The sequence below is a fragment of the Burkholderia sp. RS01 genome, assembly GCF_039748055.1.
In the GTDB taxonomy this organism is placed as follows: Bacteria; Actinomycetota; Actinomycetes; order Actinomycetales; family Micrococcaceae; genus Arthrobacter.
The window spans coordinates 68,003-92,398 of the sequence record NZ_JBDLAK010000011.1; the positions used below are offsets into that span (position 1 = coordinate 68,003).

The 24,396-nt window shown below is 68.9% G+C and carries 24 protein-coding genes and 1 pseudogene; 16 read left to right on the top strand and 9 right to left on the bottom strand.

All coding sequences use genetic code 11. The annotated features are described in order from the left end of the window. Positions 1-33: 33 nt before the first annotated feature. A pseudogene (locus ABFP37_RS11950) lies at positions 34-801 on the top strand (sigma-70 family RNA polymerase sigma factor); the annotation flags it as partial. A 26-nt stretch (positions 802-827) separates the two neighbouring features. Here the strand turns inward: ABFP37_RS11950 and ABFP37_RS11955 are convergent. Beyond that, on the bottom strand, positions 828-1,772 hold the full coding sequence (locus tag ABFP37_RS11955) for a glycosyltransferase family 9 protein (RefSeq protein ID WP_078029116.1): 945 nt from the start codon (positions 1,770-1,772) through the stop codon (positions 828-830). A gap of 114 nt (positions 1,773-1,886) precedes the next feature. Here ABFP37_RS11955 and ABFP37_RS11960 point away from each other — a divergent pair, with 114 nt between their 5' ends. From ABFP37_RS11960 to ABFP37_RS11990, 7 genes are all read left to right on the top strand, one after another. Further along, a complete protein-coding gene (locus ABFP37_RS11960; RefSeq protein WP_078029117.1) occupies positions 1,887-2,423 on the top strand; it encodes an HAD-IIIA family hydrolase in 537 nt (178 codons plus the stop codon). Beyond that, a complete protein-coding gene (locus ABFP37_RS11965; protein ID WP_144275846.1) occupies positions 2,420-3,496 on the top strand; it encodes a glycosyltransferase family 9 protein in 1,077 nt (358 codons plus the stop codon). Before ABFP37_RS11960 ends, ABFP37_RS11965 begins: the two co-directional genes overlap by 4 nt. Continuing rightward, complete coding sequence (locus tag ABFP37_RS11970; protein WP_078029118.1) at positions 3,493-4,527, top strand: glycosyltransferase; 1,035 nt, start codon at positions 3,493-3,495, stop codon at positions 4,525-4,527. Before ABFP37_RS11965 ends, ABFP37_RS11970 begins: the two co-directional genes overlap by 4 nt. An 8-nt stretch (positions 4,528-4,535) precedes the next feature. Next, on the top strand, positions 4,536-5,774 hold the full coding sequence (locus ABFP37_RS11975) for a glycosyltransferase (RefSeq protein ID WP_347033698.1): 1,239 nt from the start codon (positions 4,536-4,538) through the stop codon (positions 5,772-5,774). Next, positions 5,771-6,526: an SIS domain-containing protein gene (locus ABFP37_RS11980; protein WP_078029120.1), complete on the top strand. Its 756-nt coding sequence runs from the start codon at positions 5,771-5,773 to the stop codon at positions 6,524-6,526. The genes ABFP37_RS11975 and ABFP37_RS11980 overlap by 4 nt, the downstream gene beginning before the upstream one ends. After that, complete coding sequence (locus tag ABFP37_RS11985; RefSeq protein WP_347033699.1) at positions 6,526-7,932, top strand: PfkB family carbohydrate kinase; 1,407 nt, start codon at positions 6,526-6,528, stop codon at positions 7,930-7,932. Before ABFP37_RS11980 ends, ABFP37_RS11985 begins: the two co-directional genes overlap by 1 nt. 97 nt (positions 7,933-8,029) lie before the next feature. Further along, positions 8,030-8,731 carry an SDR family oxidoreductase gene (locus tag ABFP37_RS11990; protein WP_078029121.1) on the top strand — a complete coding sequence of 234 codons (702 nt, stop codon included), beginning with the start codon at positions 8,030-8,032 and terminating at the stop codon, positions 8,729-8,731. Here the strand turns inward: ABFP37_RS11990 and ABFP37_RS11995 are convergent. Next, entirely contained in the window at positions 8,697-9,851 is a 1,155-nt protein-coding gene (locus ABFP37_RS11995) for a glycosyltransferase family 9 protein (RefSeq protein WP_347033700.1), read from the bottom strand. The two genes, ABFP37_RS11990 and ABFP37_RS11995, sit on opposite strands and share 35 nt — an antisense overlap. Positions 9,852-10,092: 241 nt before the next feature. Here ABFP37_RS11995 and ABFP37_RS12000 point away from each other — a divergent pair, with 241 nt between their 5' ends. From ABFP37_RS12000 to ABFP37_RS12010, 3 genes are all read left to right on the top strand, one after another. Beyond that, positions 10,093-10,233, top strand: coding sequence for a hypothetical protein (locus ABFP37_RS12000; RefSeq protein WP_347033701.1), 141 nt, complete (start codon positions 10,093-10,095; stop codon positions 10,231-10,233). Beyond that, positions 10,230-11,765: a D-glycero-beta-D-manno-heptose 1-phosphate adenylyltransferase gene (gene rfaE2, locus ABFP37_RS12005; RefSeq protein ID WP_347033702.1), complete on the top strand. Its 1,536-nt coding sequence runs from the start codon at positions 10,230-10,232 to the stop codon at positions 11,763-11,765. Before ABFP37_RS12000 ends, rfaE2 begins: the two co-directional genes overlap by 4 nt. 165 nt (positions 11,766-11,930) lie before the next feature. Then, on the top strand, positions 11,931-12,836 hold the full coding sequence (locus ABFP37_RS12010; RefSeq protein ID WP_078029124.1) for a fused MFS/spermidine synthase: 906 nt from the start codon (positions 11,931-11,933) through the stop codon (positions 12,834-12,836). Between the two features lie 27 nt (positions 12,837-12,863). Here the strand turns inward: ABFP37_RS12010 and ABFP37_RS12015 are convergent, their stop codons facing one another. Continuing rightward, positions 12,864-13,781, bottom strand: a complete 918-nt coding sequence (locus ABFP37_RS12015) for a LysR family transcriptional regulator (protein WP_078029125.1) — start codon at positions 13,779-13,781, stop codon at positions 12,864-12,866. A 229-nt stretch (positions 13,782-14,010) separates the two neighbouring features. Between ABFP37_RS12015 and ABFP37_RS12020 the strand changes: the two genes are divergently transcribed. Continuing rightward, positions 14,011-14,760: a 3-hydroxybutyrate dehydrogenase gene (locus tag ABFP37_RS12020; protein ID WP_078029126.1), complete on the top strand. Its 750-nt coding sequence runs from the start codon at positions 14,011-14,013 to the stop codon at positions 14,758-14,760. A gap of 74 nt (positions 14,761-14,834) precedes the next feature. Here the strand turns inward: ABFP37_RS12020 and ABFP37_RS12025 are convergent, their stop codons facing one another. From ABFP37_RS12025 to ABFP37_RS12045, 5 genes are all read right to left on the bottom strand, one after another. Then, complete coding sequence (locus ABFP37_RS12025; RefSeq protein ID WP_078029127.1) at positions 14,835-15,470, bottom strand: LysE family translocator; 636 nt, start codon at positions 15,468-15,470, stop codon at positions 14,835-14,837. Positions 15,471-15,524: 54 nt separating this feature from the next. After that, positions 15,525-15,755, bottom strand: a complete 231-nt coding sequence (locus ABFP37_RS12030) for a helix-turn-helix domain-containing protein (protein ID WP_347033703.1) — start codon at positions 15,753-15,755, stop codon at positions 15,525-15,527. A gap of 52 nt (positions 15,756-15,807) precedes the next feature. Further along, the gene (locus ABFP37_RS12035) at positions 15,808-16,062 is read right to left on the bottom strand and encodes a hypothetical protein (protein ID WP_347033704.1); all 255 of its coding nucleotides are present in this window, start codon (positions 16,060-16,062) and stop codon (positions 15,808-15,810) included. Positions 16,063-16,365: 303 nt separating this feature from the next. Next, the gene (locus ABFP37_RS12040; RefSeq protein ID WP_347033758.1) at positions 16,366-17,727 is read right to left on the bottom strand and encodes an amino acid permease; all 1,362 of its coding nucleotides are present in this window, start codon (positions 17,725-17,727) and stop codon (positions 16,366-16,368) included. A 281-nt stretch (positions 17,728-18,008) separates the two neighbouring features. Then, complete coding sequence (locus ABFP37_RS12045; RefSeq protein WP_347033705.1) at positions 18,009-18,926, bottom strand: SDR family oxidoreductase; 918 nt, start codon at positions 18,924-18,926, stop codon at positions 18,009-18,011. A 164-nt stretch (positions 18,927-19,090) separates the two neighbouring features. Here ABFP37_RS12045 and ABFP37_RS12050 point away from each other — a divergent pair, with 164 nt between their 5' ends. The 4 genes from ABFP37_RS12050 (at position 19,091) to ABFP37_RS12065 (ending at position 23,907) form a co-directional block, all read left to right on the top strand. Beyond that, positions 19,091-19,927, top strand: coding sequence for an IclR family transcriptional regulator (locus tag ABFP37_RS12050; RefSeq protein ID WP_078029131.1), 837 nt, complete (start codon positions 19,091-19,093; stop codon positions 19,925-19,927). A 202-nt stretch (positions 19,928-20,129) separates the two neighbouring features. Next, a complete protein-coding gene (locus ABFP37_RS12055; RefSeq protein ID WP_078029132.1) occupies positions 20,130-21,827 on the top strand; it encodes a urocanate hydratase in 1,698 nt (565 codons plus the stop codon). 88 nt (positions 21,828-21,915) lie between these two features. After that, the gene (gene hutH, locus ABFP37_RS12060) at positions 21,916-23,508 is read left to right on the top strand and encodes a histidine ammonia-lyase (RefSeq protein WP_078029133.1); all 1,593 of its coding nucleotides are present in this window, start codon (positions 21,916-21,918) and stop codon (positions 23,506-23,508) included. Between the two features lie 162 nt (positions 23,509-23,670). Then, positions 23,671-23,907: a hypothetical protein gene (locus ABFP37_RS12065; RefSeq protein ID WP_078029134.1), complete on the top strand. Its 237-nt coding sequence runs from the start codon at positions 23,671-23,673 to the stop codon at positions 23,905-23,907. A gap of 96 nt (positions 23,908-24,003) precedes the next feature. Here ABFP37_RS12065 and ABFP37_RS12070 read toward each other — a convergent pair whose 3' ends face one another. Beyond that, the gene (locus ABFP37_RS12070) at positions 24,004-24,264 is read right to left on the bottom strand and encodes a hypothetical protein (protein WP_347033706.1); all 261 of its coding nucleotides are present in this window, start codon (positions 24,262-24,264) and stop codon (positions 24,004-24,006) included. Positions 24,265-24,396: the final 132 nt, after the last annotated feature.

Genomic DNA, 24,396 nt, shown 5'->3' on the forward strand with positions numbered 1-24,396 from the left:
AATCCGACGACAATGCCAGAGAATCCTCCACTAATGGCCGTGACCGTGACACCGGTGCCCACTGCAGATCTCCACTACGACGGCGCCGGCGCCCGGTCCGCTGAGCGTCGTGACAGGCATCCTGCCCCGGGGGCGGGCGGCGTCCATGACGCCGTCCAAAATGAGCTGGTGCTGAACTACCTCGACCTTGCCGAGTCCCTAGCGTCACGCTTTGCCGCGCGCGGCAGGGAGCGCTCCGATCTGGTCCAGGTCGCGTACCTGGGGCTGATCAAGGCAGCCAGGGGCTTCGACAAGGAAAAGGGCGAGAGCTTTCCGGCGTACGCCGCCCCGACCATCAGCGGTGAACTGAAGCGGTTTCTGAGGGACCGCTGCTGGACCGTGCGGCCCCCGCGGCGCGTCCAGGACGTGCGGACGCAATTGCTTCGCACCGTGCCGGACCTTACCCAGGCACTCGGCCGCGTTCCTTCAACCGAGGAACTGGCGCACGAACTCGGCGTCAGCCCGGAGGACGTCCGGGAGGCCCACGCGGCGGCCAGCAGCATGCATCCGTATTCGCTGGACACCGCCGATCCTTGGGGCGGTCCGTCGATGGCGGAAGTGTTGGTCTCGCCCGAGGCACCGATCGAGCATCTGGAGGACCTGCTCTGCCTGAACGAGGCGATCCTGGAGCTTGACCCCGACGACCGCGAACTGCTGTATTTGCGGTATTTCGAGGAGGTGACCCAGGCTGATCTCGGCAGGCGGTTCGGGATCTCCCAGATGCAGGTATCGCGGCGCCTGGCGCGCATCCTCGTGCGGCTGCAGCGCAGGCTGCTGGCAGAGGACGATCAGGCCGGCCGGAGCTCGCGCGCCGCCGCAAGCACATCCTGCACGGTCACCGCCAGCAACGCGGGGTCCGGTGTGGCTGCGAACGCGTCGCCCCGGCGGACCCGGGCATCGGTAAGCACAACGTGCGGGCCCGGCGGCGGGCCCCAGGCCTCCGCCGGCGCGGGGCCGAACAGCACTACCGAGGGCCGGGAGTAGGCGGAGGCAAGGTGGGCCGCGCCGGTGTCCGCTGAGATCACCAGCCCGGCTTCCCCAATGCAGGCCGCAAATTCGGACAGCCGAAGACGGCCCGCCAAAACGACGTCTTCACCGAGTCCCGCCATGTGTGCCACCTCGACTGCCCGCTGACGCTCCGCGGTGCTGCCGGTGAAGACTATCTGGTGCCCTTCCGCGGCCAGCTTCCTGGCGACCCCGGCGAAGCGCTCCCCGGGCCACAGCCGGCTGCCGTACGCGGCGCCGACGTGCAGGACCGTTGCACCCGGGCAGGGGCTGGCCACCGCCGGAGGGTGAAGCCTGTAGTCGGCGGAGTCGGCTTCGATGCCGTGCCACCGGAGCAGCCGGGTCCACCGCTCGCGCTCGTGGATCCCGTCGACCCACCGCGGGCCCGGCCTGGCCGCGGTCCGGTGTCCGATTACCGTGTGTGCCGCCAGGGCCGAGAGGCGCGCTTCACTCTCCGGCCCGCAGCCGTGGAGGTTCACCGCCACGTCAACCCGGCCGGGTTCGATGGGAATCGGGACGTCCAGTCCGTGCGTGGGCAGCAGTTCGTACCCGCCCACCAGTTCCAGTGCCTCCTCCAGCCAGCCCTGAGCGGCGTACACCAGCCGGTGGTCAGGGTAGGCCCGCTGCAGCGCACGGAGCGCCGGCACAGCGACCAGCAGGTCGCCCAGCTTCAGTGCCCTCAGTACCAGCAGCAGCGGCCGGTCCGGGCCGCTGTTCGACGCCTCCACCGCTTGGCCTCCTTCGCCGCCGACAGCCCGGGCGGGCCGCCTGCCGAGGAGTCTAGCCCGAAGAAGTGTCCCGCAGGCTGTTTAGGCCCAGCCCGGACGGGGAACGGAGGGGGTATGGCAGGCAATGCTTCCCCACTCAAAGCCGTGCTGTTCGACCGGGACGGAACCTTGGTTGTGGACGTGCCCTACAACGGCGATCCCCTTAGGGTGGAGCCGTTCCCCGCGGCGCGTGACGGGCTCGACGCCGTGCGCAGCCGCGGCCTGGCAACCGGTGTGCTGAGCAACCAGTCCGGCATCGCCCGGGGCATCCTGACCAGCCGGCAGGTCGAAAGCGTGAACGCGAGGGTGGAGCAACTGCTCGGCCCCTTCGACGTCTGGGAAGTCTGCCCGCATGCCGCCGAGGACGGCTGCCCCTGCCGCAAACCGGCCCCCGGAATGATCCGCAGCGCGTGCAGCCGGCTGGGCATTGACCCCTCGGAGGCGGCGTTCATCGGCGACATCGGCAGCGACATCGAGGCGGCACGGGCGGCCGGAGCCCGGGGTGTCCTGGTTCCCACTCCGCTGACACGGGCCGAGGAAATCGCCGCCGCCCGCGAGGTCGCCCACGATCTGGCGCACGCCGTCGCCCTGTTGCTCGCGGATCCGCTGTGAGCAGGGTGCTGGTGGCCCGGCTGGACAGCGTGGGCGATGTCCTGTTGGCGGGACCCGCCGTCCGGGCAGTGGCCCACGGACGGCGGGCCGACGGCGGCAGTCCCAACGACGTCGTCGTGCTCTGCGGAGCGCAGGGAAAGTCCGCGGCTTGGCTGCTGCCCCAAGTCTCCGATATTTTCGCGTGGGACGGCCCCTGGATCAGTAATCCCGCGCCGCGTCTGACGGGTCCCCACGTGGACACCCTGGTGGACTATGTCCGCAATTCCAGGATCATCGAGGCGGTCATCCTCACCTCCTTCCATCAGTCCCCGCTTCCGCTGGCGCTCCTGCTCCGGCTGGCCGGGGTGGAGCGCATCACGGGTGCCTCGACGGACTACGCCGGATCGCTGCTCGACGTCCGGCTGAAGCCCGGAGAAGACTTCCCCGAAGACCAGCCCGAGCCTGTGCGCGCGCTGGGCATCGCCCTGGCTGCCGGATTTCGTCTGGGGCCCGGCGACGACGGCAAGCTCATGGTGAAGGAGCCACCGGACGTCCGGGACCTGGTGGGGAGCGACCCCTACGTCGTGGTGCATCCGGGCGCAACAGTAGCGGCGCGGTCCTGGCCGCCGCTGCATCATGCGGCTGCCGTGGAACTGCTCGAACGGGCCGGTCACCGGGTAGTAGTGACCGGAGGGCCCGGCGAGCAGCAGCTCACCGCCATCGTGGCGGGACGGTCGGCGATCGATCTGGGCGGTCGTACCGGCCTGGCTGCCCTCGCCGGAGTCCTGGCCAACGCCGGGGTGGTGGTCGCCGGAAACACCGGCCCCGCGCATCTGGCGGCCGCAGTCGGAACCCCCGTGGTGAGCCTCTTCGCACCGGTTGTGCCGGCCATCCGGTGGGCGCCGTACGGCGTTCCGCTGGAACTGCTCGGCGACCAGAACGCGCCGTGCAGGCTCAGCCGGGCACGCGAGTGTCCGGTGCCGGGGCACCCGTGCCTGGGGTCGGTTTCCCCGGAAAACGTGGTTGACGCGGTCGAGCGCCTGCTGCGCGGAGTGTCCTCGCTCAGCACCCGGAGAAAGGTTCGCCGGCCGTGAGAGTCCTCCTATGGCACGTCCACGGGTCATGGACGGACGCGTTCGTCCGCGGCAGACACGAGTACCTGCTGCCCGTCCTGCCCGAAGGCGGTCCGTGGGGCCTCGGACGGGCCGGCAGGAACTGGCCCGCGTCAGTGCGGGAGGTGGCGCTGGCGGAGCTGGACGCGGACAGCGTTGACGCCGTCGTCCTCCAACGCCCCGGGGAGGCAGACGAGGTGCGGCGGGTCCTGCGGCGGCGACCCGGCGTCGACCTGCCGGCCGTCTTCGTGGAACACAACACGCCCAAGGGAGATATCCCGTTCACCCAGCATCCGCTCGCTGAGCAGCGGGAGATACCGCTTGTCCACGTGACGCACTTCAACGGGCTCTTCTGGGACAGCGGCAGGGCCCCCACCACCGTCATCGAGCACGGCATCGCGGATCCGGGCTACCTCTACAGCGGCGAACTCGCGGAGCTCGGCGTGGTGGTGAACGAACCGGTCCGCCGGGGGCGCGTGACCGGCACGGACCTGCTGCCCCGATTTGCGGCAGCGGCACCGCTCCAGGTCTTCGGGATGGGCGGCGCCGGGCTTCCGGCCACTAGCGGCATCCCGCCGTCGCGGCTCAGGGTCCGGGGAGACCTCCCGACCGGAGAGCTGCACCGGGAACTCGCCTGCTGCCGGGTATACCTGCATCCGCTGCGCTGGACGTCGCTGGGCCTGGCGCTGCTGGAGGCGATGCACCTGGGCATGCCGGTGCTGGCCCTGGCCACCACCGAAGCGGCGAGGGCCGTGCCACCGGAGGCGGGCGCCATCTCGACCAGCGTTGAGGAGCTCCTCCGGTGCGCCACGCTGCTCGTCAACGATCCGGAGGAGGCCCGCCGGCGCGGCATGGCGGCACGGGAAGCGGTGTTGGAACGCTACGGTCTTGACCGGTTCCTGGCGGACTGGGACGAAATGCTGGCCGCGCTGGGGAGCCGGACACGGAACGGGTCTTTGAAGGGGCCCGGACCGGTGGCCCTTGCCCCGGCGCGAGAGAGGAATGCCACGTGAGGATCTCCATGATTTCAGAACACGCCAGCCCGCTTGCCGCGCTCGGCGGAGTGGACGCGGGCGGCCAGAACGTCCACGTTGCGGCGCTGTCCGGTGCGCTGGCCAGGCGCGGGCACCGCGTCACGGTGTACACGAGGCGCGATGCACCGGACTTGCCCACGCGGGTTCGCGTGCAGCCCGGGCTGGAGGTGGTCCACGTCGATGCCGGCCCGGCCGCCTATGTACCCAAGGACGATCTGCTGCCCTTCATGGGCGCTCTCGCGGACGGGATAGCGGAGGACTGGGCGGAGGCCGCACCTGATGTGGTCCACGCACATTTCTGGATGTCGGGCGTCGCCGCCCTTGACGCCGCGCGCCGCGGGCCGGCCGGTTCCGGGGTTCCCGTGGTGCAGACGTTCCACGCGCTGGGCACTGTCAAGCGCCGCCATCAGGGCGCTGATGACACGAGCCCGCCCGAACGCCGCTTCCTTGAGCCGTCCCTTGGCCGGGCGGCAGACCGCATCATCGCCACCTGTTCCGACGAAGCCTTCGAACTGAAAGCCATGGGCATTGACACGCGCACGGTATCAATCGCCCCGTGCGGCGTCGACCTGGAACTCTTCTCCAGTGAGGGCCCGGCCGACGCCAAGCGCCGGGCGCACCGCATCCTTTCGGTGGGCCGGCTGGTTCCCCGCAAAGGCGTTGACCTGGTGATCCGCTCCCTGCCCCATTTGAAGGACTTGGGGTTCGCCGACGTCGAGCTTCTGATTGTGGGCGGCGGCGGCACCGGAGGCCGGGATCCCGAGGCCCGCAGGTTGGTCGAACTCGCCCGCAGCCTGGGCGTAGCCGGCCAGGTGGAACTGCGCGGGCAGGTCCCGAGGGACGCCATGCCGGGCATCTTCCGGAGCGCAGACGCCGTGGCGTGCACCCCCTGGTACGAGCCGTTCGGCATCGTTCCGCTTGAAGCCATGGCCTGCGGAATCCCGGTGGTCGCTGCCGCGGTTGGCGGGTTGACGGACAGTGTTGTGGACCGCGGAACCGGCCTCCACGTGCCGCCCAGGAACCCCGAGGCCATAGCAGGGGCGCTGGCTGCGCTTCTTGCCAGCCCCCGGCTCCGCACCAAGCTGGGCCGGGCGGGGGAGCGGCGGGCACGGGCCCGGTATTCCTGGAACCGCGTGGCCGAGGAAACCGAAAAGGCCTACCGGCTGGCCATCGCTGGAATGGCCGGCGCCGCCAGGCTGGAACCGATGGAAGGAGCGGCGCTGTGACGACGGAATGGTCCTTGCGGGAAGCCGAACTTCCTCCGTTGTCCGTGAACGCCGGAACGGCGGCGGCCTTTGGAGCGCCGGCGGCGTCCGGGCCGCCGGCCGTCGCGCCGGGCCGGCGTGACGCCGGCACCGGCACAGGCGTCCCGATTGGGTCGCGGGAGGCCGTCAGGGCGCACCTGGCAAACGTCCTGCCCGCCCTTCGGTCACTCGAAAGCCAGGCCGACCGCCTGGCGGCATGGGGCGTGCAGCTGGCTCAGCGGCTGCTCAGCGGGCAGCGGCTGCTGGCTGCGGGCAACGGCGGCTCCGCTGCCGAGGCCCAGCACCTGACGGCCGAGCTCGTGGGCAGGTTCGACGGCGAACGGGTGCCCTTTTCCGCCATCTCGCTGCACGCGGAGAGTTCCGCGGTAACGGCCGTCGCCAACGACTACGGGTACGCCGAAGTGTTCGCCCGGCAGGTCCGCGCGCACGGCAGGTCCGGCGACATCCTGTTGCTTCTCTCCACGAGCGGCCAGAGCCCTAACCTGCTGCGCGCTGTGGAAGCCGCTTCCCGGCTCAACGTAACCACCTGGGCGCTCACTGGCCCGGCGCCGAATCCGCTGGCCTCCTGCTGCGATGACGCCGTGGCCGTCGACGCGGTCTCGGCGAACGCGCAGGAAGGCCACCTCATCGCCCTCCACGCGATGTGCCGCGCGTTCGAGGCGGAGGTCGCTCGCCGCGGCCGGCCCATGGACGGTTCCGGGGGTGGCCGCTGATGAGGATCACCGTGGTGGGAGACGTGCTGCTGGACGTGGACCTGACCGGCGAAGCAACCCGGTTGTGCCCGGACGCGCCCGTGCCCGTGGTGGACCTTACCGATGCCCGACGGCGAGCCGGCGGCGCCGGCCTGGTGGCCCGGATGCTCGCCCGGGACGGACACCGCGTCACGCTCGTGACCGTCCTCTCCGACGACGCATCGCTGGAACTGGCGGGAACGCTCGCCGGCCTGACGGTGGTGGCCGGACCGTCCGGCGCACGCACACCGGTGAAGACCCGCATCCGGGCGGGCCGCTACCCTCTGCTCCGGGTCGACGAGGCCTGCGGCCGTCCGGACGTGCCCGGGGTGACGCCGGCCATGCTGCGGGCCCTCGAGGACTCCGACGCGATCGTTGTGGCCGATTACGGCCGGGGCCTGGCCGCCAACCCGGAGCTCCGGACCCTCCTCGGCGACCTCGCCGATGACATTCCGATCGTGTGGGATCCGCATCCCTCCGGTGCCGTGCCGGTGCCAGGCATAGCGGTGGCCACGCCGAATCTGGCCGAAGCGGCCAAAGCCGCTGGCACCCGAGCGGTGACACCTGCTGAAATCGCCGAGGCGGGCAACGTCCTCCTGGAACGCTGGGGGAGCCAAGCCGTTCTGGTGACCATGGGCGAGCGGGGAGGCCTGCTGATGCGGCCGCCGAACCGCCCGCCGCGGGCCATCCCGGCGCCGCCGGCCGACGTCGCCGATCCATGCGGGGCGGGGGACCGGCTGGCGGCCAGCCTCGCCGTCCGCCTTGCCGAGGGACGCAGCCTCGACGACGCCGCCGAACTGGCCATCCACGAAGCCGCGGACTTCCTGGCCGCCGGGGGAGTGGCCGCCCTTTCCAACAGTTACGTTTCAGACCGGGACCCTTCCGGCGGGAACCTTACGAGCCGGCACCGTCCCGCCTGGCGCCACAGCCGGGACGAAGACGCCCTCGCGCTGGCCCGGAGAGTGCAGGCAAGCGGCGGAACCGTGGTGGCGACCGGGGGCTGCTTCGACCTGCTGCATGCCGGCCACGCCCGCACCCTGGCGGCGGCCCGGGACCTGGGCGACTGCCTGATCGTCTGCCTGAACTCGGACGCATCCGTCCACCGGATCAAGGGCGAACCCAGGCCCATCGTGAGCCAGCAGGACAGGGCCGAGCTCCTCCTTGCCCTCGAATGCGTGGACGCTGTGATGGTTTTCGAGGAGGACACCCCGCAGGCCTGCCTCGACGCGCTGCGGCCGGCCGTCTGGGTCAAGGGCGGAGACTACCGGGTGTCACTGCTGCCTGAGGCGGACCTCGTTGCGAGCTGGGGCGGGCGCTGCGTGACCGTGCCCTACCACCAGGCCCGCTCCACCTCCGTATTGGCGGACGCGCTTGCCAAGGTGAGCTGAGGCCGGCGCAACCCGGCAACTGGCTGAGCTGCCGTGCAACCAGGGCTGCCCACGCGAACCACACGAACACTGAACCCGACCTTCTGAAAGGAACACCATGAACCACATCTCAATCCGGCCCGGACGGGTGCTCGTCACCGGCGGGGCCTCGGGCCTGGGCGCCGCCGTCGTCGACGCTGTCCTGAAGGCGGGCGGAACCCCGGTGGTGCTGGACCGGGACATCCGGAACGTCGCGGCGGCGAAGGCCTTCGAGGTTGACGTGTCCGACCGGGCCGCGGTGAGCGAGGCGGTGCAGCAGGCCGCCGAAACGCTCGACGGCCTGGATGCCGTGGTCACCGCCGCCGGGATCGACCGCTGCGGAAAACTCGAGGACGTGGCCGCCGACGAATGGGAACGGGTCATCGGCGTCAACCTCCTGGGCACGGTATCAGTGGTGCGCGCGGCACTGCCCTACCTGAAACAGTCCCGGGGCAGGGTTGTCACCGTTGCCTCCACGCTGGGCAAGAGGGCGTTGCCCGAGGCCAGCGCCTACTGCGCGTCGAAGTTCGGAGTGGTGGGCTTCAGCCATTCCCTTGCGGCCGAGACGGGAGGGGAGATCGGCGTGACCACCATGATCCCTGGCGGAATGAAGACACGCTTCTTCGACGACCGCGCCGAGCAATACAAGCCGCAGGACGATTCCCGCCTGAACGATCCGGCCAACGTGGCACAGGCCATCCTTTTCGTGCTGTCGCAGCCCGCCGGGTGCGAAATACGCGAGATGCTCATCTGCCACGAGGACGAGGGGTCATGGCCGTGAGCTGGAGGACGTCCTCGTAGACGGCGTCGGCTGCCACGGTCTCCACCGTGGACACATCGTGCCGGCACCGCGGCGCGGTCCACCCCACCTGGGTGATGTCGATCCCGCACACGGCGCAATGGGTGGCCCAGCCAAGGTGGATCCGGTGCATGCTGCGGCCCAGCGGCGCGGCATTGATGGCATTGCCCGCCCAGAAGATGCCAACCGTCGGCGTCCCCAGGGCCTGCGCCAAGTGCCGGGGGCCGCTGTCGTTGGCCACCACCACGCTGCAGCCGGCGAGCAGCCCCGCGAGCTCGCCCAGGCTCAGTTTTCCGGCGAGCGACGCCACCGGCGGATCGGAACTGCTGCCCCTCGCGTCGTCCGCTCCGGGCGGGACAGGGCCGCCGGCGAGTTCCACCACTGTTTCTGCCAGTTCCCGTTCGCTCTGGTCACCGATTACCAGAACCCGGAAGCCGTCGTCGGCCGCCCGCCTGGCCACGGCGGCGAAGCGTTGGGCCGGCCAGCGCCGACGGGGATCGGTGGCGCCCGGGTGGATCACCACCACGGTGTGCGTGTCACCCGCGAGGCTAACGGCCAGTTGCCTCTCGAACTCCGGCCGGGGACGCAGCCGGGCTTCGAGGTCAACCGGCGGCGCGCCGGCGTAACCCGCCACTTCGAGCGCCCGCAGCGGCTCGTGCTGGTAATACGTGTAGGGCACGGTGCGCTCCAGCCTGGCGGCGTCCGGCGTTCCGGCACCCACGGTGTGCCGTGCGCCAAGCCGGAGCAGGAAGGGGTTGGAATGGCGGCCGCCGCCATGCAGCTGGACGGCGAGATCGAAATTTCGGGCGCGCATCGCGGCGATGAACCCGTCCTGATGTTCCTCAATCACGGGCCCGGGGCGTACACCTTCCGCGAACGGAAGGATGGCAGTTTCATCCACCGGACTCTCAACCTGGGCAAGAAGCTCGGCGTGAATGGGCGTGCCCAGCAGCGTCACCGTGGACTTCGGATAAGCCGCTTTCAACGCCGTGACGGCCGGGACGGCGTACATCAGATCGCCCAATCCGCCGCCGCGGAGTACGGCGATCCGCGAGACCCCGGTGAATTCCTCCAACACGGGTCCAATTCCAAACCCGGTCATGTGTGCTCCGCCAAAATCGGCGTTGAGGTGTCCCATGGCGTCAGCCCCTTCGGCTCTTTCCGGGCGGACCAAGGTCCTGCGGGTACGGTCCGTGGTGCCACCATACGGCGCGTCGGCGCTCTGCCGCCAGCGCCGAAACTACTGCCGCGGCGGCGTGTAAACCCGCCGGCGCGAGGGTACGGATGACGTCAGAAGTAGGCGGCGTCCAAGACCCAGCGAAACCCACAACGAGGAGCCCCCCATGCGATCGACAATCGTGGCCGCTGCGGCGGACGAGCTCACCATTCGGGACCCCATCGGCGCAGCCCCGCCGGCAATGGCGCTGCCGGGCCAGGCTGCCCAGGCACCGGCCGCACCACCGGCGGAAGAGGCCGAACCGTGAGCGGCGGCCCGGCCCGGGATGGCTGGCAGGAGCTTTCCGAGCAACGGGGTCTTGCCGCCTGGCTTCCGCGTCGGCTCGCAGCGGAACGCCCTGCCATAACCGTGGTGGGCGATTTAATGCTTGACGGCTGGTGGCGGGGTTCGATCGACAGAATGTGCCGCGAGGCGCCCGCTCCTGTGGTGGACGTCGAGCGCCGGGATTTTGCCCCGGGTGGCGCAGCGAACACCGCCATGAACCTGGCCGCGCTGGGGGCCGAGGTCAGGGTCGCCGGAATTATCGGCCGGGATGACGCCGGTGGGGAACTGAAGCGGAAGCTGCTGGCCGCGGGCATAGACGCCGGCCCGCTGTGCGAGCACCAGGACATGGTCACCACCACGAAGGTCAGGATCAGCAGCGGCGGGCAGGTCCTGTTGCGCTTCGACGACTCCGCGGGCGACATCCCCGGCGACGCCCTGGCCGCGCTGGCCGCAGCGGTGCCTGCCGCCGTCGAACGCCAAGCCGCCGTGGTGATCTGCGACTACGGAACAGGCGTGCTGGCCGGGCCGGTGCGCCGTCGGCTCATCGACTGCCTGGCCCGGCGGGGGCCGGAAACGCTTGTGGTGGTGGACGCCCACGACCCCCGACCCTGGGCGGAGCTCATGCCGGACCTCGCGACCCCCAACGCGCAGGAGGCTGCCGGGCTGCTGGACCTCCGGCTGCCGGCCGGGCCAGAACGTGCCGCCGTGGTCACGAAGCACGGGCGACGGCTGCTGCACTCAACTGGGGCGCGCGCCGTCGTCGTAACCCTGGACCGGGACGGCACCGTCCTGATTCCGGCCACCGGCAGTTCGCACCGGACCTGGGCACGGCCGGTCGCAGAGAAGCAGGCCTCGGGAGCAGGGGATACTTTTGTTGCCGCCCTGACCCTGGCCCGCGCCGCCTCGCTCCCGCTGACGGCCAGCCTCGACCTGGCCCAGGCCGCCGCCGATGTGGTGGTCCATCATCCCGGCACTTCGGTGTGCGGCACGGACGAACTGGGGCGCTACCTTGAAAGCTTCGCTGACACCGCCCTGACCGCCGACGAGCTGGAGCGGCACCTGCGGGCACACCGAAGTGAAGGGCAGCGCGTGGTCCTCACCAACGGCTGCTTCGATGTGCTGCACCGGGGACACACGCGCTACCTGAACCAGGCAAAGCAGCTGGGGGACATCCTGGTAGTGGCCCTGAACAGTGACGACTCGGTGCGCAAACTCAAAGGACCCGGCCGGCCCATCAACGGCGTGGCGGACCGGGCGGCCGTGATCGCGGCGTTGAGCTGCGTGGACTACGTCACCGTCTTTGACACCCCGACGCCCATTCCGCTCATCGAGCGGCTGCGCCCGGAGGTTTACGCCAAGGGCGGCGACTACACTCCCGAGATGCTGGCGGAAACCGAGGCGGTGGAGGCCTACGGCGGCAGGGTTTCCATCCTCGACTATGTGGCGGAGCGCTCCACCACGGCCGTGGTCCAGCGCATCCGCAGCGGAGAAGGCGCTTCCGTGCCGGACGCCTAGCGGGCTCTGCCGGAGTGGCCCGGTTTTGGCGGGGCAGGTCTGATTGGCGCGGCGGCGCCGAGGCAATGCGGCCCAAAGCTGGCCCAGTTCAGCCGGACACCGCCCGGCCCGGCGGGCGTGCCCCGTCAACTAGGGTTGAAGCATGACGGAAGCGGCGGAGAACTGATGGCACGGCGCGGAAAGTCGGGAAGAAAGTCGGACGACTCTGGGCCCGGAGTGGTGGAGCTGCCGCGGGGCGTCCGCCCTGACGGTCCCGTTGAAGGCGTCTACTACATCGACACCGGAGACTGCGAACTCATCGCGGACCAGGACAATTCCACGGGCTGGCTCCTGCGCATTAACGGGGTCATGAGCTCGCACATTGACGTCGCCGACCCGCTGTTCCTCGAGTTCGAGTACATGCGGTGGATGGCGGCCCTCATTGAGTCGCGCTGGCCCACCGAGTCCCGGCCCAAACTGCGCGGGCTGCATCTTGGCGGCGGGGCATGTTCGCTGGCCCGATACTTCCACGCCGCCTATCCCGAGGCGCGGCAGGTCGTCGTGGAACTGGACGGCAAGCTCGCCGAATACGTCCGCGGCTGGTTCGACCTCCCCAAGGCTCCGCTGCTGCGGCTGCGCGTGGGCGAGGCCCGGGCCGTCACCGAGACCCTGACGCCGCAGACCCGCGACTTCATCATCCGCGACGTCTTCGCCGGTGCCCTGACGCCGCGTCCCCTGACCACGGGGGAGTTCAATGACCACGTGCGCCGGGTGCTGGCACCCGGCGGCATCTACGTGGTGAACTCCGGGGACGGACCGGACCTGAAAAACGCGCGCGAGGATGCCGCCACCATCGCGGCTTCATTTAAGCACACGGTGATCATCGCGGATCCCGCCATGCTGAAGGGACGCCGGTACGGCAACATGGTGATGGCCGGCAGCGACGAGCCCTTCAACGACGATCCAGGGCTGGCGCGCCGCCTCCTGGGCGGGGCAGTGCCAGCGCACATTTGGAATGATGCGAAGGTCCGCGCCTTCGCCGCCGGCGCGCGCGTCCGCCACGATCCGGAGCCGGCGTCGCCTGCTCGCTGACTGCGGTTTGAGGGAGCAGCAGGGCAGTTACGGTGCGGCAGTTGAGTCGCCGCCGTGCCCCAGCAGCCACTCCCGGTGAGCCGCGGTCTGTTCCCGCACTGCCTGCACAACGGCCGCGACCGCCGGCCGGCGCATCGAGTCGGGGCGCAGCACCATCCAGTAGGGCAGCCGTTCGCCGATGTCCCCGGGCAGCAGGCGGACCAGGTCGTCATGCCGGTCCGCCATGAAGCACGGCAGGAACCCGATGCCGGCGCCAGCCCGCGTTGCCTCCACATGCACAAACACGTTGGTGGAGCTCACTCCGTCCCGCATGGCCGGTACCAGGCGCCGCGGAGCGTCGAGGTCGTCCACCTGCAGCATGGAGTCCACGAAGTACACCAGCGGATGCGTGCTCAGGGATTCCACGGAGTCGGGCATGCCGTTCTCCTCCAGGTACGCCCGGGATGCGTACATGCCCAGGACGTATTCGCCCAGCCGGAACGCTTCGGCCCGGTGCACCTGCGGTTCGCCCACCACCACCTCGATATCCAGCCCCGAGCGCTGCTGCAGCGCCCGCCTCGTGACAGTGACGATCTCCACGCTGAGCCCCGGATGGTTCCGCCGCAGCCGCGCCACCGCCGGCGCGGCAATGTACGCGCTGAAACCGTCGGTGGCGGTCATGCGGACGACGCCGGTGATGGGGTCCGGCGCACGGCCTGACGGTCCCAGCGCGCGCACCGCAGTTTCGACCTGCTCCGCGACCACCACGGCCTGCGCGCCCAGTTCGGTCAGTTCCCAGCCGCCGGCCGCCCGGGAGAGGACCCTCCCGCCCAGGGCCTTCTCCAAGGCTGCTATCCGGCGCGAAACCGTGGTGTGGTTCAGGCCCAAAACCTGCGCCGCCGTCGTGAATTTTGCCGAGCGCGAGACGGCGAGCAGGACCAGCAGATCATCCGGGTTGGCATCCATATCTGCAATTTTGCACGACTCAAGTGCCGGATTAGTTATTGAACCGCGTTCTTTCTGCAGCAATACTCAGGTGAACCGGATGCGCCGAAATGCGCAGCACGTGTCAACGTGGACACCTTGAGGAGCCAACCATGAACGCGAATCCATCCTTGCCGGCGGGGCAGTGCCCGGCCGCAGACTTGTCGACCGCTCCGGCCCGGCGCCACACGACTCGATAGGCGGTCCTGGGATGGAGAAGACACTGAACGGCCGCAAGGCAGTGGTAACCGGCGGCGCCAGCGGAATAGGTGCCGCCTGCGTGCGCGCGCTCGCGGACCGGGGAGCCAAAGTGGTGGTGGCGGACGTGGACGAAGCCGGGGCCGCGGCGCTCGCCGATGAGGTAGGCGGCACCGCCTGGGCGGTGGACCTCCTGGACGTGGACGCCCTGGCCGCGCTGAGCCTGGACTGCGACATCCTGGTCAACAACGCCGGAATCCAGCGGGTCAGCCCCATCGAGGAGTTCGAACCGGAAGCCTTCCGCAAGATTATCTCGCTCATGCTCGAGGCGCCGTTCCTGCTGATCCGGGCTGCGTTGCCGCACATGTACGCCAACGGTTTCGGCCGCATCATCAACGTCTCGTCCGTGCACGGGATCCGGGCCTCCCCGTTCAAGAGCGCCTACGTTTCGGCCAAGCACGGGCTCGAAGGGCTGAGCAAGGTCACGGCGCTGGAGGGCGGCGAACACGGAGTCACATCGAACTGCATCAATCCCGGGTACGTGCGGACGCCTCTCGTGGAAAAACAGATCGTCGACCAGGCGCGCGTCCATGGAATTCCCGAGTCGGAGGTCCTGGCCAAGGTCATGCTGACCGAGTCCGCGGTCAAGCGGCTCGTCGAGCCCGAGGAGGTGGCCTCGCTCGTGGTGTGGCTGGCCTCCAACGCCGCCGGCATGGTGACCGGAGCCAGCTACACCATGGACGGCGGCTGGTCGGCTCGCTAGCCCCGGTGGCTGAACCTGTCGAAACCCGGGCGGACCCGCTGACGCGATCCGGCGGTTGAGCCTGTCGGAACCCGCTAGGTCTTGGTGCCTGTCAAGGCGAGGGTGCCGCCCAGGGCTATCATCATGGCTCCGCCGGTGGCGCTGACTGCGGAGATGCGGCGGGGCGAACGGGCGAACCATTGCCGGGCGGTGCCGGCGGCGAGGGCCCAGGCACTGTCCGAAATCAGGGCGATCGCAAGGAACGTGGCCCCCAGCACGGCGAGTTGGAGCGGAATGGCCCCGGCAGCGTGGTCCACGAACTGGGGGAGCACGGCCACGAAGAACACCACGGACTTGGGGTTCGTGGCTCCCACGATGAACCCTTCCCCGAGAATGCGCAGCGTGGAGGCGGAACGCGACACGTCCCGCGCCGCCGAACGCCCCTTGCGTTGCCGGACCGCCTGGATGCCCAGATAGATGAGGTAGGCCGCTCCGGCGAATTTCACGACGGTGAACAGCAGCACCGACTGTGCCAGCACCACGCCGAGGCCCAGCGCCACCACCGCGATCTGCAGCAGTTCGCCTACGGCATTTCCCGCAACGCTGAGGAGGCCGCCCCGCCGGCCCAAAGCCAGGGACCGCCCGATGACGAAAAGGACACTCGGTCCGGGGACAGCTATCAGCAACGCGGAGACCAGGGCAAAAGCCACCAGGTTGGTCAAAGGCACCATGCCTGATCGTAACTCCGGCGGCCCCGGCCAGCCACCCGCCGGACCTCCCCGGCCTTAGCCATCCCCGGCGTCCCCACTGTCGCCGGTGTCGCCAGTGGCCGGGGTGCCGGACTGCCGGATGTACTCCTCGACAGCCGATTCCGGGACCCGGTACGACTTGCCGAAGCGGTCCGCCGCCAGCGTTCCGGCCCTGACCATGCGGTACACGGTCATCCTGGAGAGGCGCATGGCCGCGGCGACTTCGGCAATGGTGAGGTACGCGGTGGGTAAGTTGGCGATGGACATGGCTTCGGGGCTCCTCGGTCGGGTGGACTGGACTGACGCCGCATTCCCGGGCCTAGTCCGGCCGCCTCAGCTGCCGGTAGTCGTAGAAATACGTCCGGCCCAAGGACCGGAGCCCGACCGAATGGCCGTCTTTGACCACCACGGTGCCTTCGTGCCTCCCGTTGAAGGGATCATCGCCCACGAGGACGTCGCCAAGCTTGTACGGCACACCCGCCGTGCGTGCACGGTGCAGGGTCTGGCTTAGGAGACCGGAGAGCCGGCCGCTTCGGGTTCTGTCAGCCGGGGCTCCGGCAGGGATTTTCAACATCAGTGACCACTCCTTCACAGCGTGACCGATCGTCGGTTCACTGGCGGCGCGGATCCGGAATGTCTGACAACGGAGAATCGTCCCCGTGGCCGGCTGGCACCGTGGAGTTAACTGTACGAAGCAATCCCATCCATCACACGAGTAACATCTACCCCATTTATCACATTGATCACTCGCGTAACAGTCGGTTAAGTACCCGATTTCGGCCCCGACGGTACTTGGAAGTGGGAATGCCGGCTAGAGTAGTCCGGCGTCCGGCCAGCCCGGCGTCCGGCCAGCCCGGCGGCCCTTGAATCCCCGCCGTCAGCCCCGAACTACGGGCAGCGGTGAAGTTTCGTCCTCAAGGTGGGCCCGCCGTCGTCCGTTCCCCTTGACCCAGAGCCGGTAGGCGAGGAACAGCAGGGCCAGCCAGGCCGCGCCCACGTACAGCGCTATGCGGGTGTCCTCGAAGATGCCCAGGACGGCGATCACCATGGCCATGAAGCCGATGTTGAGCACGGAGGCGGCCGGCCACCAGGGTGACGGGAATTCCGACGCAGGCAGTCCGTCGCGGGCGATCTCGCGCTTCATTGCCACATGGGAGGCCAGGATCATGACCCACACCCAGACGGTGGCGAACGTGGCGATTGAGGCGATCAGGAGGAAGACGTCCTCGGGGATGACCGCATTCAGGACAACGCCCACCAGGAGAATTCCGGCCATCATCACCACCGTCATCCAGGGCACGCCGTGCCGCGATACCCGGCCGAAGCTCTGCGGAGCGTGTCCCTGCCGGGCCAGGCCGAACAGGATGCGGCCGGCGCCGAAAATGTCACTGTTGATCGCCGACAGGGCCGCGGTGATGACCACGGCGTTGAGGATGTGGGGTGCTGCCGGAATGCCCAGGCCGCTGAAGATCTGCACGAACGGGCTGCCGTTGCTGCCGATCTCGTTCCACGGGAAGAGGGACATGAGGACGCCGAGGGTGAGCACGTAGAACAGCAGCACGCGGACAGGCACCGTGTTGACGGCCTGGGGAATCACCTTCTTGGGGTCGGCGGCTTCGCCGGCCGTGATGCCAATGGTTTCGATCCCGCCGAAGGCGAACATCACGACGGCGAAGGACGCCAGGAGCCCCTCGAATCCGTGCGGGAACATTCCGCCGTGCTCCACCAGGTTGCCCAGGCCCGGCGCTGGCGAGGACCCGCCGGCCTGGAACCCGAACGCGAGGATTGCCGCGCCGCCCGCGATCATCGCGATGATCGCCACCACCTTGACCAGGGTGAACCAGAACTCAAGTTCGCCGAACACCTTCACGCTCAGCAGGTTCAGGGCCGCGAGGAGGAAGATGATGGCCAGGACCCAGATCCAGCGCTCCACGGCGGGGAACCAGAAGCCCATGTAGATACTGAAGGCGGTGACATCGGCGATGGCAACGATCGCCATCTCGAACACATACGTCCAGCCGGTCACGAAGCCCGCCAAGGGGCCGAGGTAGCGGCTGGCGTACTGCCCGAACGAGCCCGACACCGGGTGCCTTACTGCCATTTCGCCCAGCGCCCGCATCACCATGAAGACGGCGGCCCCGCCGATCATGTAGGCGAACAGCACGGCGGGCCCGGCTTTCTGGATCGCGGACGCGGATCCGTAGAACAGGCCCGTGCCGATGGCCGAGCCCAGCGCCATGAAGCGGATGTGCCGGACGCTGAGTCCGCGGGTCAGGACGGTTTCCACCGCGGCGGTCGCCGTCCGGATCGCGGCTGCGGGTGCCGTCTTGATGGCGTCTGGTGCTTGCTGCATACGAATACCTTCTCGTCTTTGGGAGGGGGATCGCTTACCAGCAGACCATTTCCGGGGCACACGTGATGAGCCTCACGGCGTACCGGTGTCTTCAATTTCAGACTGTTCGACGGTAGCCATATCCGGCGGTAGCCGCCGTCGGCATTGACCTGAGCGAGCTGGCGCCGTCAGCGGTAACCGGCGGGATCCGCCGGAAGTCCGGCATCATGGACCACGGCCAGGTACCGCCAGCAGTCGGGCTGCGAGCCGTCAACATCGGTGAAACCATACTCGCGGGCCAGTCCGCCGGAGGAGTACGAGCCGCCGTTGCGGAGATGCAGTTCCGGGTCCGCCGCCAGTGCGGCCACTGCACGGCCGACGAAGCGGGGGCTTTCGGAGATCGCGGCGAAGTGCGGGTTCACTGCTGCCCCGTCGCGCCAGTTCGCTTCCGTCACGCCGTAGTGTTCGAGCATCATTTCCGAGCGCATCCACCCGGGCGTGAGGGCCAGCGCCGTGCATCCGAAAGGTTTCAGCTCCTCGGCCTGGCTGAAGGCGAGGCGGAGGACGGCGGACTTTGCCAGGTCGTAGAACGCGGAAAGCCGGTAGTGCGCCGCGTTGTAGTCCCGGGTCCCGTCCGTCATCTCCACCACGAGCCCGCCAGGGCGACGGATGAGCAGGGGGAGCGCGAAATGACTGGTGACCAGGTGCGTGTCCACGGCGCCGTGCAGCATTTTCAGGCCGGCATCGAGGTTGTGCTCCCACAGCGGCGTATTCCACTCGATGAGGTTCTCGCCGCCCCACACGTCGTTGACCAGGATGTCCAGCCGCCCGCGTTCGGCGTCAATCCGGCGGATCAGTTGTTCCACTTCTGCGGCACTGAGGTGGTCGACGGCGGCGGCGATGCCGGTCCCGCCGGCGGAGGTCACCATCGCGGCCGTCTCCTCGATGGTTTCGGCGCGGTTGTAGGCGGACCTGCGGTCCTTGGTGGTGCGGCCTGTGCAGTAGACGATGGCGCCTGCTTCGCCCAGCGCCACAGCGGTGCCTCGCCCGGCCCCGCGGGTGGCACCGGCAACCAGGGCGACTTTCCCAGCCAGCGGTGAGTCCATGCCTAACGCTACCTCCGGCGCCCGCCGGTGGAACATGCGGCAATTGTCTGGTATTCCGGACAGGTAGGTCTTCGCTTCGACCCGCAGGTCAGTCCCGAAGGTGCACGCTTAAGTACGGTATCCCGGACACGAGCCCCGCACGGGACCGGAACGACGGAGGAAAAATGGCAGACACCCCGGCGCCGCAGGCAGCGGTGCGGGCACCGAAGGCGGCTGCAAAGGCGACGTCGAAGGTGCCGGCGGCCGAAAACACCCTCAGGATCCTCAAACTGCTGGCCTCAAGGCGGGGCCCGATGGCGGCGTCGAACATTGCCACTGCGCTAGGACTGCCGCGTTCGAGTGTCTACCACCTCCTGGGGGTGATGGAGGCCAACGGCTTTGTCCTGCACCTGCACGAGGAACAGCGCTATGGCCTCGGCATCAGCGCCTTCGAACTGAGTTCCGCCTACTCGCGGCAGGAGCCGCTGTCCCGGCTGGGGCGGCCCGTGCTCGCTTCCCTCGTGGACGCGATCGGCGAGAGCGCGCACCTTGCGGTGCTGCACGGTCGGGACGTGCTGTACATCGTGGAGGAGCGCGCAAAGAACCGGCCGTCGCTCGTGACCGACGTCGGCGTGCGGCTGCCGAGCCACCTCACCGCCAGCGGGCGGGCCATCCTCGCCGCGCTGCCCAAGTCCCAGGTCCGGGCGCTGTATCCCAATGCCGCCGCGTTCAGCGCCCGGCACGAGGTGGAGGGGGCCATCATGAAGTACTCGGCTCTCTCCTCGCACCTGGACCAGGTCCGCCAGCGCGGCTACGCCACGGAACACGGCGAGGTGACGCCCGGCTTCGGTTCCATCGCCGCCGCCGTCACGGACCACCTGGGATGGCCGACGGCGGCAGTCGCCGTGACCTTCCTCGAGGACAAGCTCCCGGCTGACCAGTGGCCGGCGCTCGCCGCGCGCGTGCAGAAGGTCGCCGACGAGCTCTCCGTCCGCATCCACGGCCGCCGGCAACCCGCCTGACAACCCCACCCCCGGTTGAGCTATCACTTTGGGCTGTCATTCGCCCGTTTTAGCCACCGGGAGTGATAGCGCAACGGGGGGAGGGGTGCGTCTGGAATCCCGGACAGCACCGGCCTGAACCCCCTGTTTCCGGGGCCCGGGACAGGCTTTAGTTGATACAGAACCACTTCCCCGAACCACTGAACACACGAAGGAGCCCCTCATGGCACCCGCCGATTTCACCACCGGTGCCCGCCCGGTCAAAGCTGCCCGCGGTACCGAGCTCACCGCCAGGTCCTGGCAGACGGAAGCCCCGCTGCGGATGCTGATGAACAACCTGGACCCGGAGGTTGCCGAGCGCCCGGATGACCTGGTGGTGTACGGCGGGACCGGCCGTGCGGTCCGGTCCTGGGCCGCGTTCGACGCGATCACCCGCACCCTGGAGACCATGGAGAAGGACGAGACGCTGCTGGTCCAGTCCGGCAAGCCGGTGGGTGTGTTCCGGACCAACGAGTGGGCGCCGCGGGTGCTGCTGGCGAACTCGAACCTGGTGGGGGATTGGGCGAACTGGCCCGAGTTCCGCCGGCTCGAGGCCGAGGGCCTGATGATGTACGGGCAGATGACCGCCGGGTCCTGGATCTATATCGGCACCCAGGGCATCCTGCAGGGCACCTTCGAGACCTTCGCCGCGATCGCGCGCAAGCTCACCGGGGACGAGAACGGCACCCTGGCCGGCACGCTGACCCTCACCGGCGGTTGCGGCGGCATGGGCGGGGCCCAGCCGCTCGCCGTCACGCTGAACGAGGGCGCCTGCCTGATTGTCGACGTCGACGAGACCCGGCTGCGCCGCCGGGCCGGCAAGCGCTACCTCGACGAGGTCGAGACCGACCTGGACGCCGCGATCGCGAAGGTCCTGGCGGCCAAGGCCGAGCGCCGCGGCTGGTCGGTCGGGTATGTGGGCAACGCCGCGGAGGTCTTCCCGGAGATCCTGCGCCGCCACAATGCCGGGGAGCTGACCGTGGACATCGTCACGGACCAGACCAGTGCGCATGACCCGCTCTCCTACCTGCCCGAGGGCATCACGGTCGCCGAATGGCACACCGAGGCCGCGGCGGATCCGGAAGGGTTCACCAAGAAGGCCCAGGCCTCGATGGCGAAGCAGGTCCAGGCCATGGTGGAGTTCCAGGACGCCGGCGCCGAGGTCTTCGACTACGGCAACTCCATCCGTGACGAGGCCCGCACGGGCGGCTATGACCGGGCGTTCGAGTTCCCCGGGTTCGTCCCGGCCTACATCCGGCCGCTGTTCTGCGAGGGCCTGGGCCCGTTCCGCTGGGTCGCGCTCTCCGGGGACCCGGAGGACATCGCGGTCACCGATGCGGCGATCAAGGAGCTCTTCCCGGAGAACAAGCACCTGCACCGCTGGATCGACGCCGCGCAGGAACGGGTGGAGTTCGAGGGCCTGCCGGCGCGGATCTGCTGGCTCGGCTACGGCGAACGCGCCAAGGCCGGCCTGCTCTTCAACCGGCTGGTCAAGGAGGGCAAGGTCAAGGCGCCCATCGTGATCGGCCGCGACCACCTCGACTCCGGCTCCGTCGCCTCCCCGTACCGCGAGACCGAGGCCATGGCCGACGGCTCCGACGCGATTGCCGACTGGCCGCTGCTGAACGCGCTGCTCAACACCGCCTCGGGCGCGACCTGGGTCTCGATCCACCACGGCGGCGGCGTCGGCATCGGCCGGTCCATCCACGCCGGCCAGGTCTCCGTGGCCGACGGCACCGACCTCGCCGCGCAGAAACTCGAGCGCCTCCTGACCAACGACCCGGGCATGGGCGTGATCCGCCACGCCGACGCCGGCTACGACCGCGCCCTCGAGATAGCCAACGAACGCGGCGTCCGCATCCCCATGAAAGAAAACCGCTAACCAACCGCTGGTCGAGCTTGTCGAGATCGAGGTTCGACAGGCTCAACCAGCGGTCCTCAGGCTCAACCACCAGAATTAAGTAGGGATCATGACTCTCACCACCCACGAACCGCTGACCGTTACTCTCGGCTCCAGCGGGGTCACCCCCGAGGACGTTGTCGCCGTCGCACGCCACAACGCCAAGGTGGCCATCTCTCCGGAAGCGCTGGCCACCGTCGCCAAGGTCCGCGCCCACATCGACGAACTCGCCTCCAGCGACGTCCCCGCATACGGCATCTCCACGGGCTTCGGGGCCCTCGCCAACCGGCACATCCCCAACGAGCTGCGCACACAGCTGCAGAAGTCGCTCATCCGCAGCCACGCCGCCGGCATGGGCCCGGCCGTCGAACGCGAAGTGGTCCGCGGCATCATGTTCCTCCGTGCCAAGACCCTCGCCTCCGGCCGCACCGGCGTCCGCCCGGTGGTCCTGCAGACGATGGTGGACGTGCTCAACGCCGGCATCACCCCGGTGGTCCGCGAATTTGGCTCGCTGGGCTGCTCCGGCGACCTCGCGCCGCTCTCGCATTGCGCCCTGGTGCTCATGGGCGAAGGCGAAGCCACCGGACCCGACGGCGTGCTGTACGGCGGCAAGGACTGCCGCCCCGTGTCCGAGCTCCTCGCCGACCACGGCATTGAGCCCGTCGTCCTGGCGGAGAAGGAGGGCCTGGCACTCGTGAACGGCACCGAGGGCATGCTGGGCATGCTCCTCATGGCCATCGCGGATCTCCGCCAGTTGCTGACGACGGCGGACATCACCGCCGCTCTCAGCGTCGAGGCGCTGCTCGGCACGGACCAGGTGTTCCTCCCCGAGCTGCACGCGGCCCTGCGGCCGCACCCCGGCCAGGCCGCCAGCGCGGACAACATGCTGCGCGTGCTGTCCAATTCCCCGATCGTTGCCTCACACCGCGTCGGCGACTCCAGGGTCCAGGACGCCTACTCGCTGCGCTGCGCACCGCAGGTTGCCGGCGCGGTCCGCGACACCGTGGACCACGCGGACCTGGTGGCTTCCCGCGAACTGGCGGCGGCCATCGACAACCCCGTGGTCCTCCCGGACGGCCGGGTGACCTCCAACGGCAACTTCCACGGTGCCCCCGTGGCGTACGTCCTCGACTTCCTGGCGATCGCCGTGGCCGATTTGAGTTCCATCGCCGAGCGCCGCACCGACCGCATGCTGGATCCGGCGCGTTCGCACGGGCTTCCGGCATTCCTCGCCGCCGATCCCGGCGTGGATTCGGGGCTCATGATCGCGCAGTACACACAGGCCGGGCTGGTCTCGGACAACAAGCGGCTGGCGGTGCCGGCTTCCGTGGACTCCATCCCGAGCTCCGCCATGCAGGAGGACCATGTGTCCATGGGCTGGCACGCCGCCCGGAAACTCAGGAAGTCCGTCGAGAACCTGCGCCGCGTCCTGGCGATCGAACTGGTGACGTCCGCCCGCGCCCTCGACATGCGCACCCAGCTCTCCGGCGGCCAGCTGACTCCGGGACCGGCGGGCGCCGCGGTGGTCGCTGCGCTCCGCGGCGTCGTCGAGGGCCCGGGGGCCGACAGGTTCCTCTCACCGGAACTGGAAGCAGCCGATGTGCTGGTCGCCTCCGGCGAGGTCAGGGCGGCGGCCGAATCCGCCGTCGGAATCCTTGCCTAAAGGTGAACAATCTGCGCCGCCGGCAAACATTTGCCGGCGGCGCCGAAATACTCTGCAACGCTCCACGCACGGGCTCGCGGATTGTAGTAGAACTGAAGGTGTAGTGAAAGTCACATCAAAGACGCTGTGGCAGAGAACATCCACAAAGGGGTAGAAGTTCAAATGAAAGCACGCGGGGCAGTCCTGTCCAGGCGCATCGCACACACGGCCACGGTTTCCGATTGGGGATCGTTGCACGCGGGCGAGCGGGTCGAAATCATCAAGCACGCGCATGTTATTGCCGCAGGCGAGGTGGAGGAAGTCTCACGGAGCGGAAACGTTCTGTGGCTCGTCAGCAGCGGGATCTCCGAGACGCAGCTCTTCATGAAGTCCGACGGCGTGCAGGTCCGACGGACGTAAGCCAGGCAAACAAAAGCCCCCGACCCTGGGATCATCCGGCCGATTAAGGCACTGGATGAGACCAGAGGCGGGGGCTTTTTGCTTTGTTGGGCCGTGCTAGGCTGCGATGTCCTCGTGGGTTTCGCCAAAGGGGACCGACTCGTCGAGGGCCACCTTGTAGTGGCCCGGTTCGAGGCGCGTGACCCTGATGCCGCAGTTGCCGTCCTGGGCTGCCGTTTCGATCAGGGCTTCCACCGCATTCTCCAAGCCCTCGTGGACCTGGTCCGCGCTGGTGAAGGCCAAATCGATGGACCGGGAATCCGAGGAGCCTGCCGCGTTTGAAGGAGCGGTTGGGCGCTCCATAGTTGCTGTGCTCATGTACTGACTTTCTGTGATTCGTGCCGAGACTGCAGCCCATTCTAGCCGCCTGGGGCAATAAACGTAAGATGACTGGCATTTGACGGCTGCCATGACCGGGTTTGTCGAGCATGGGCCGGCGGGTATTCTAAG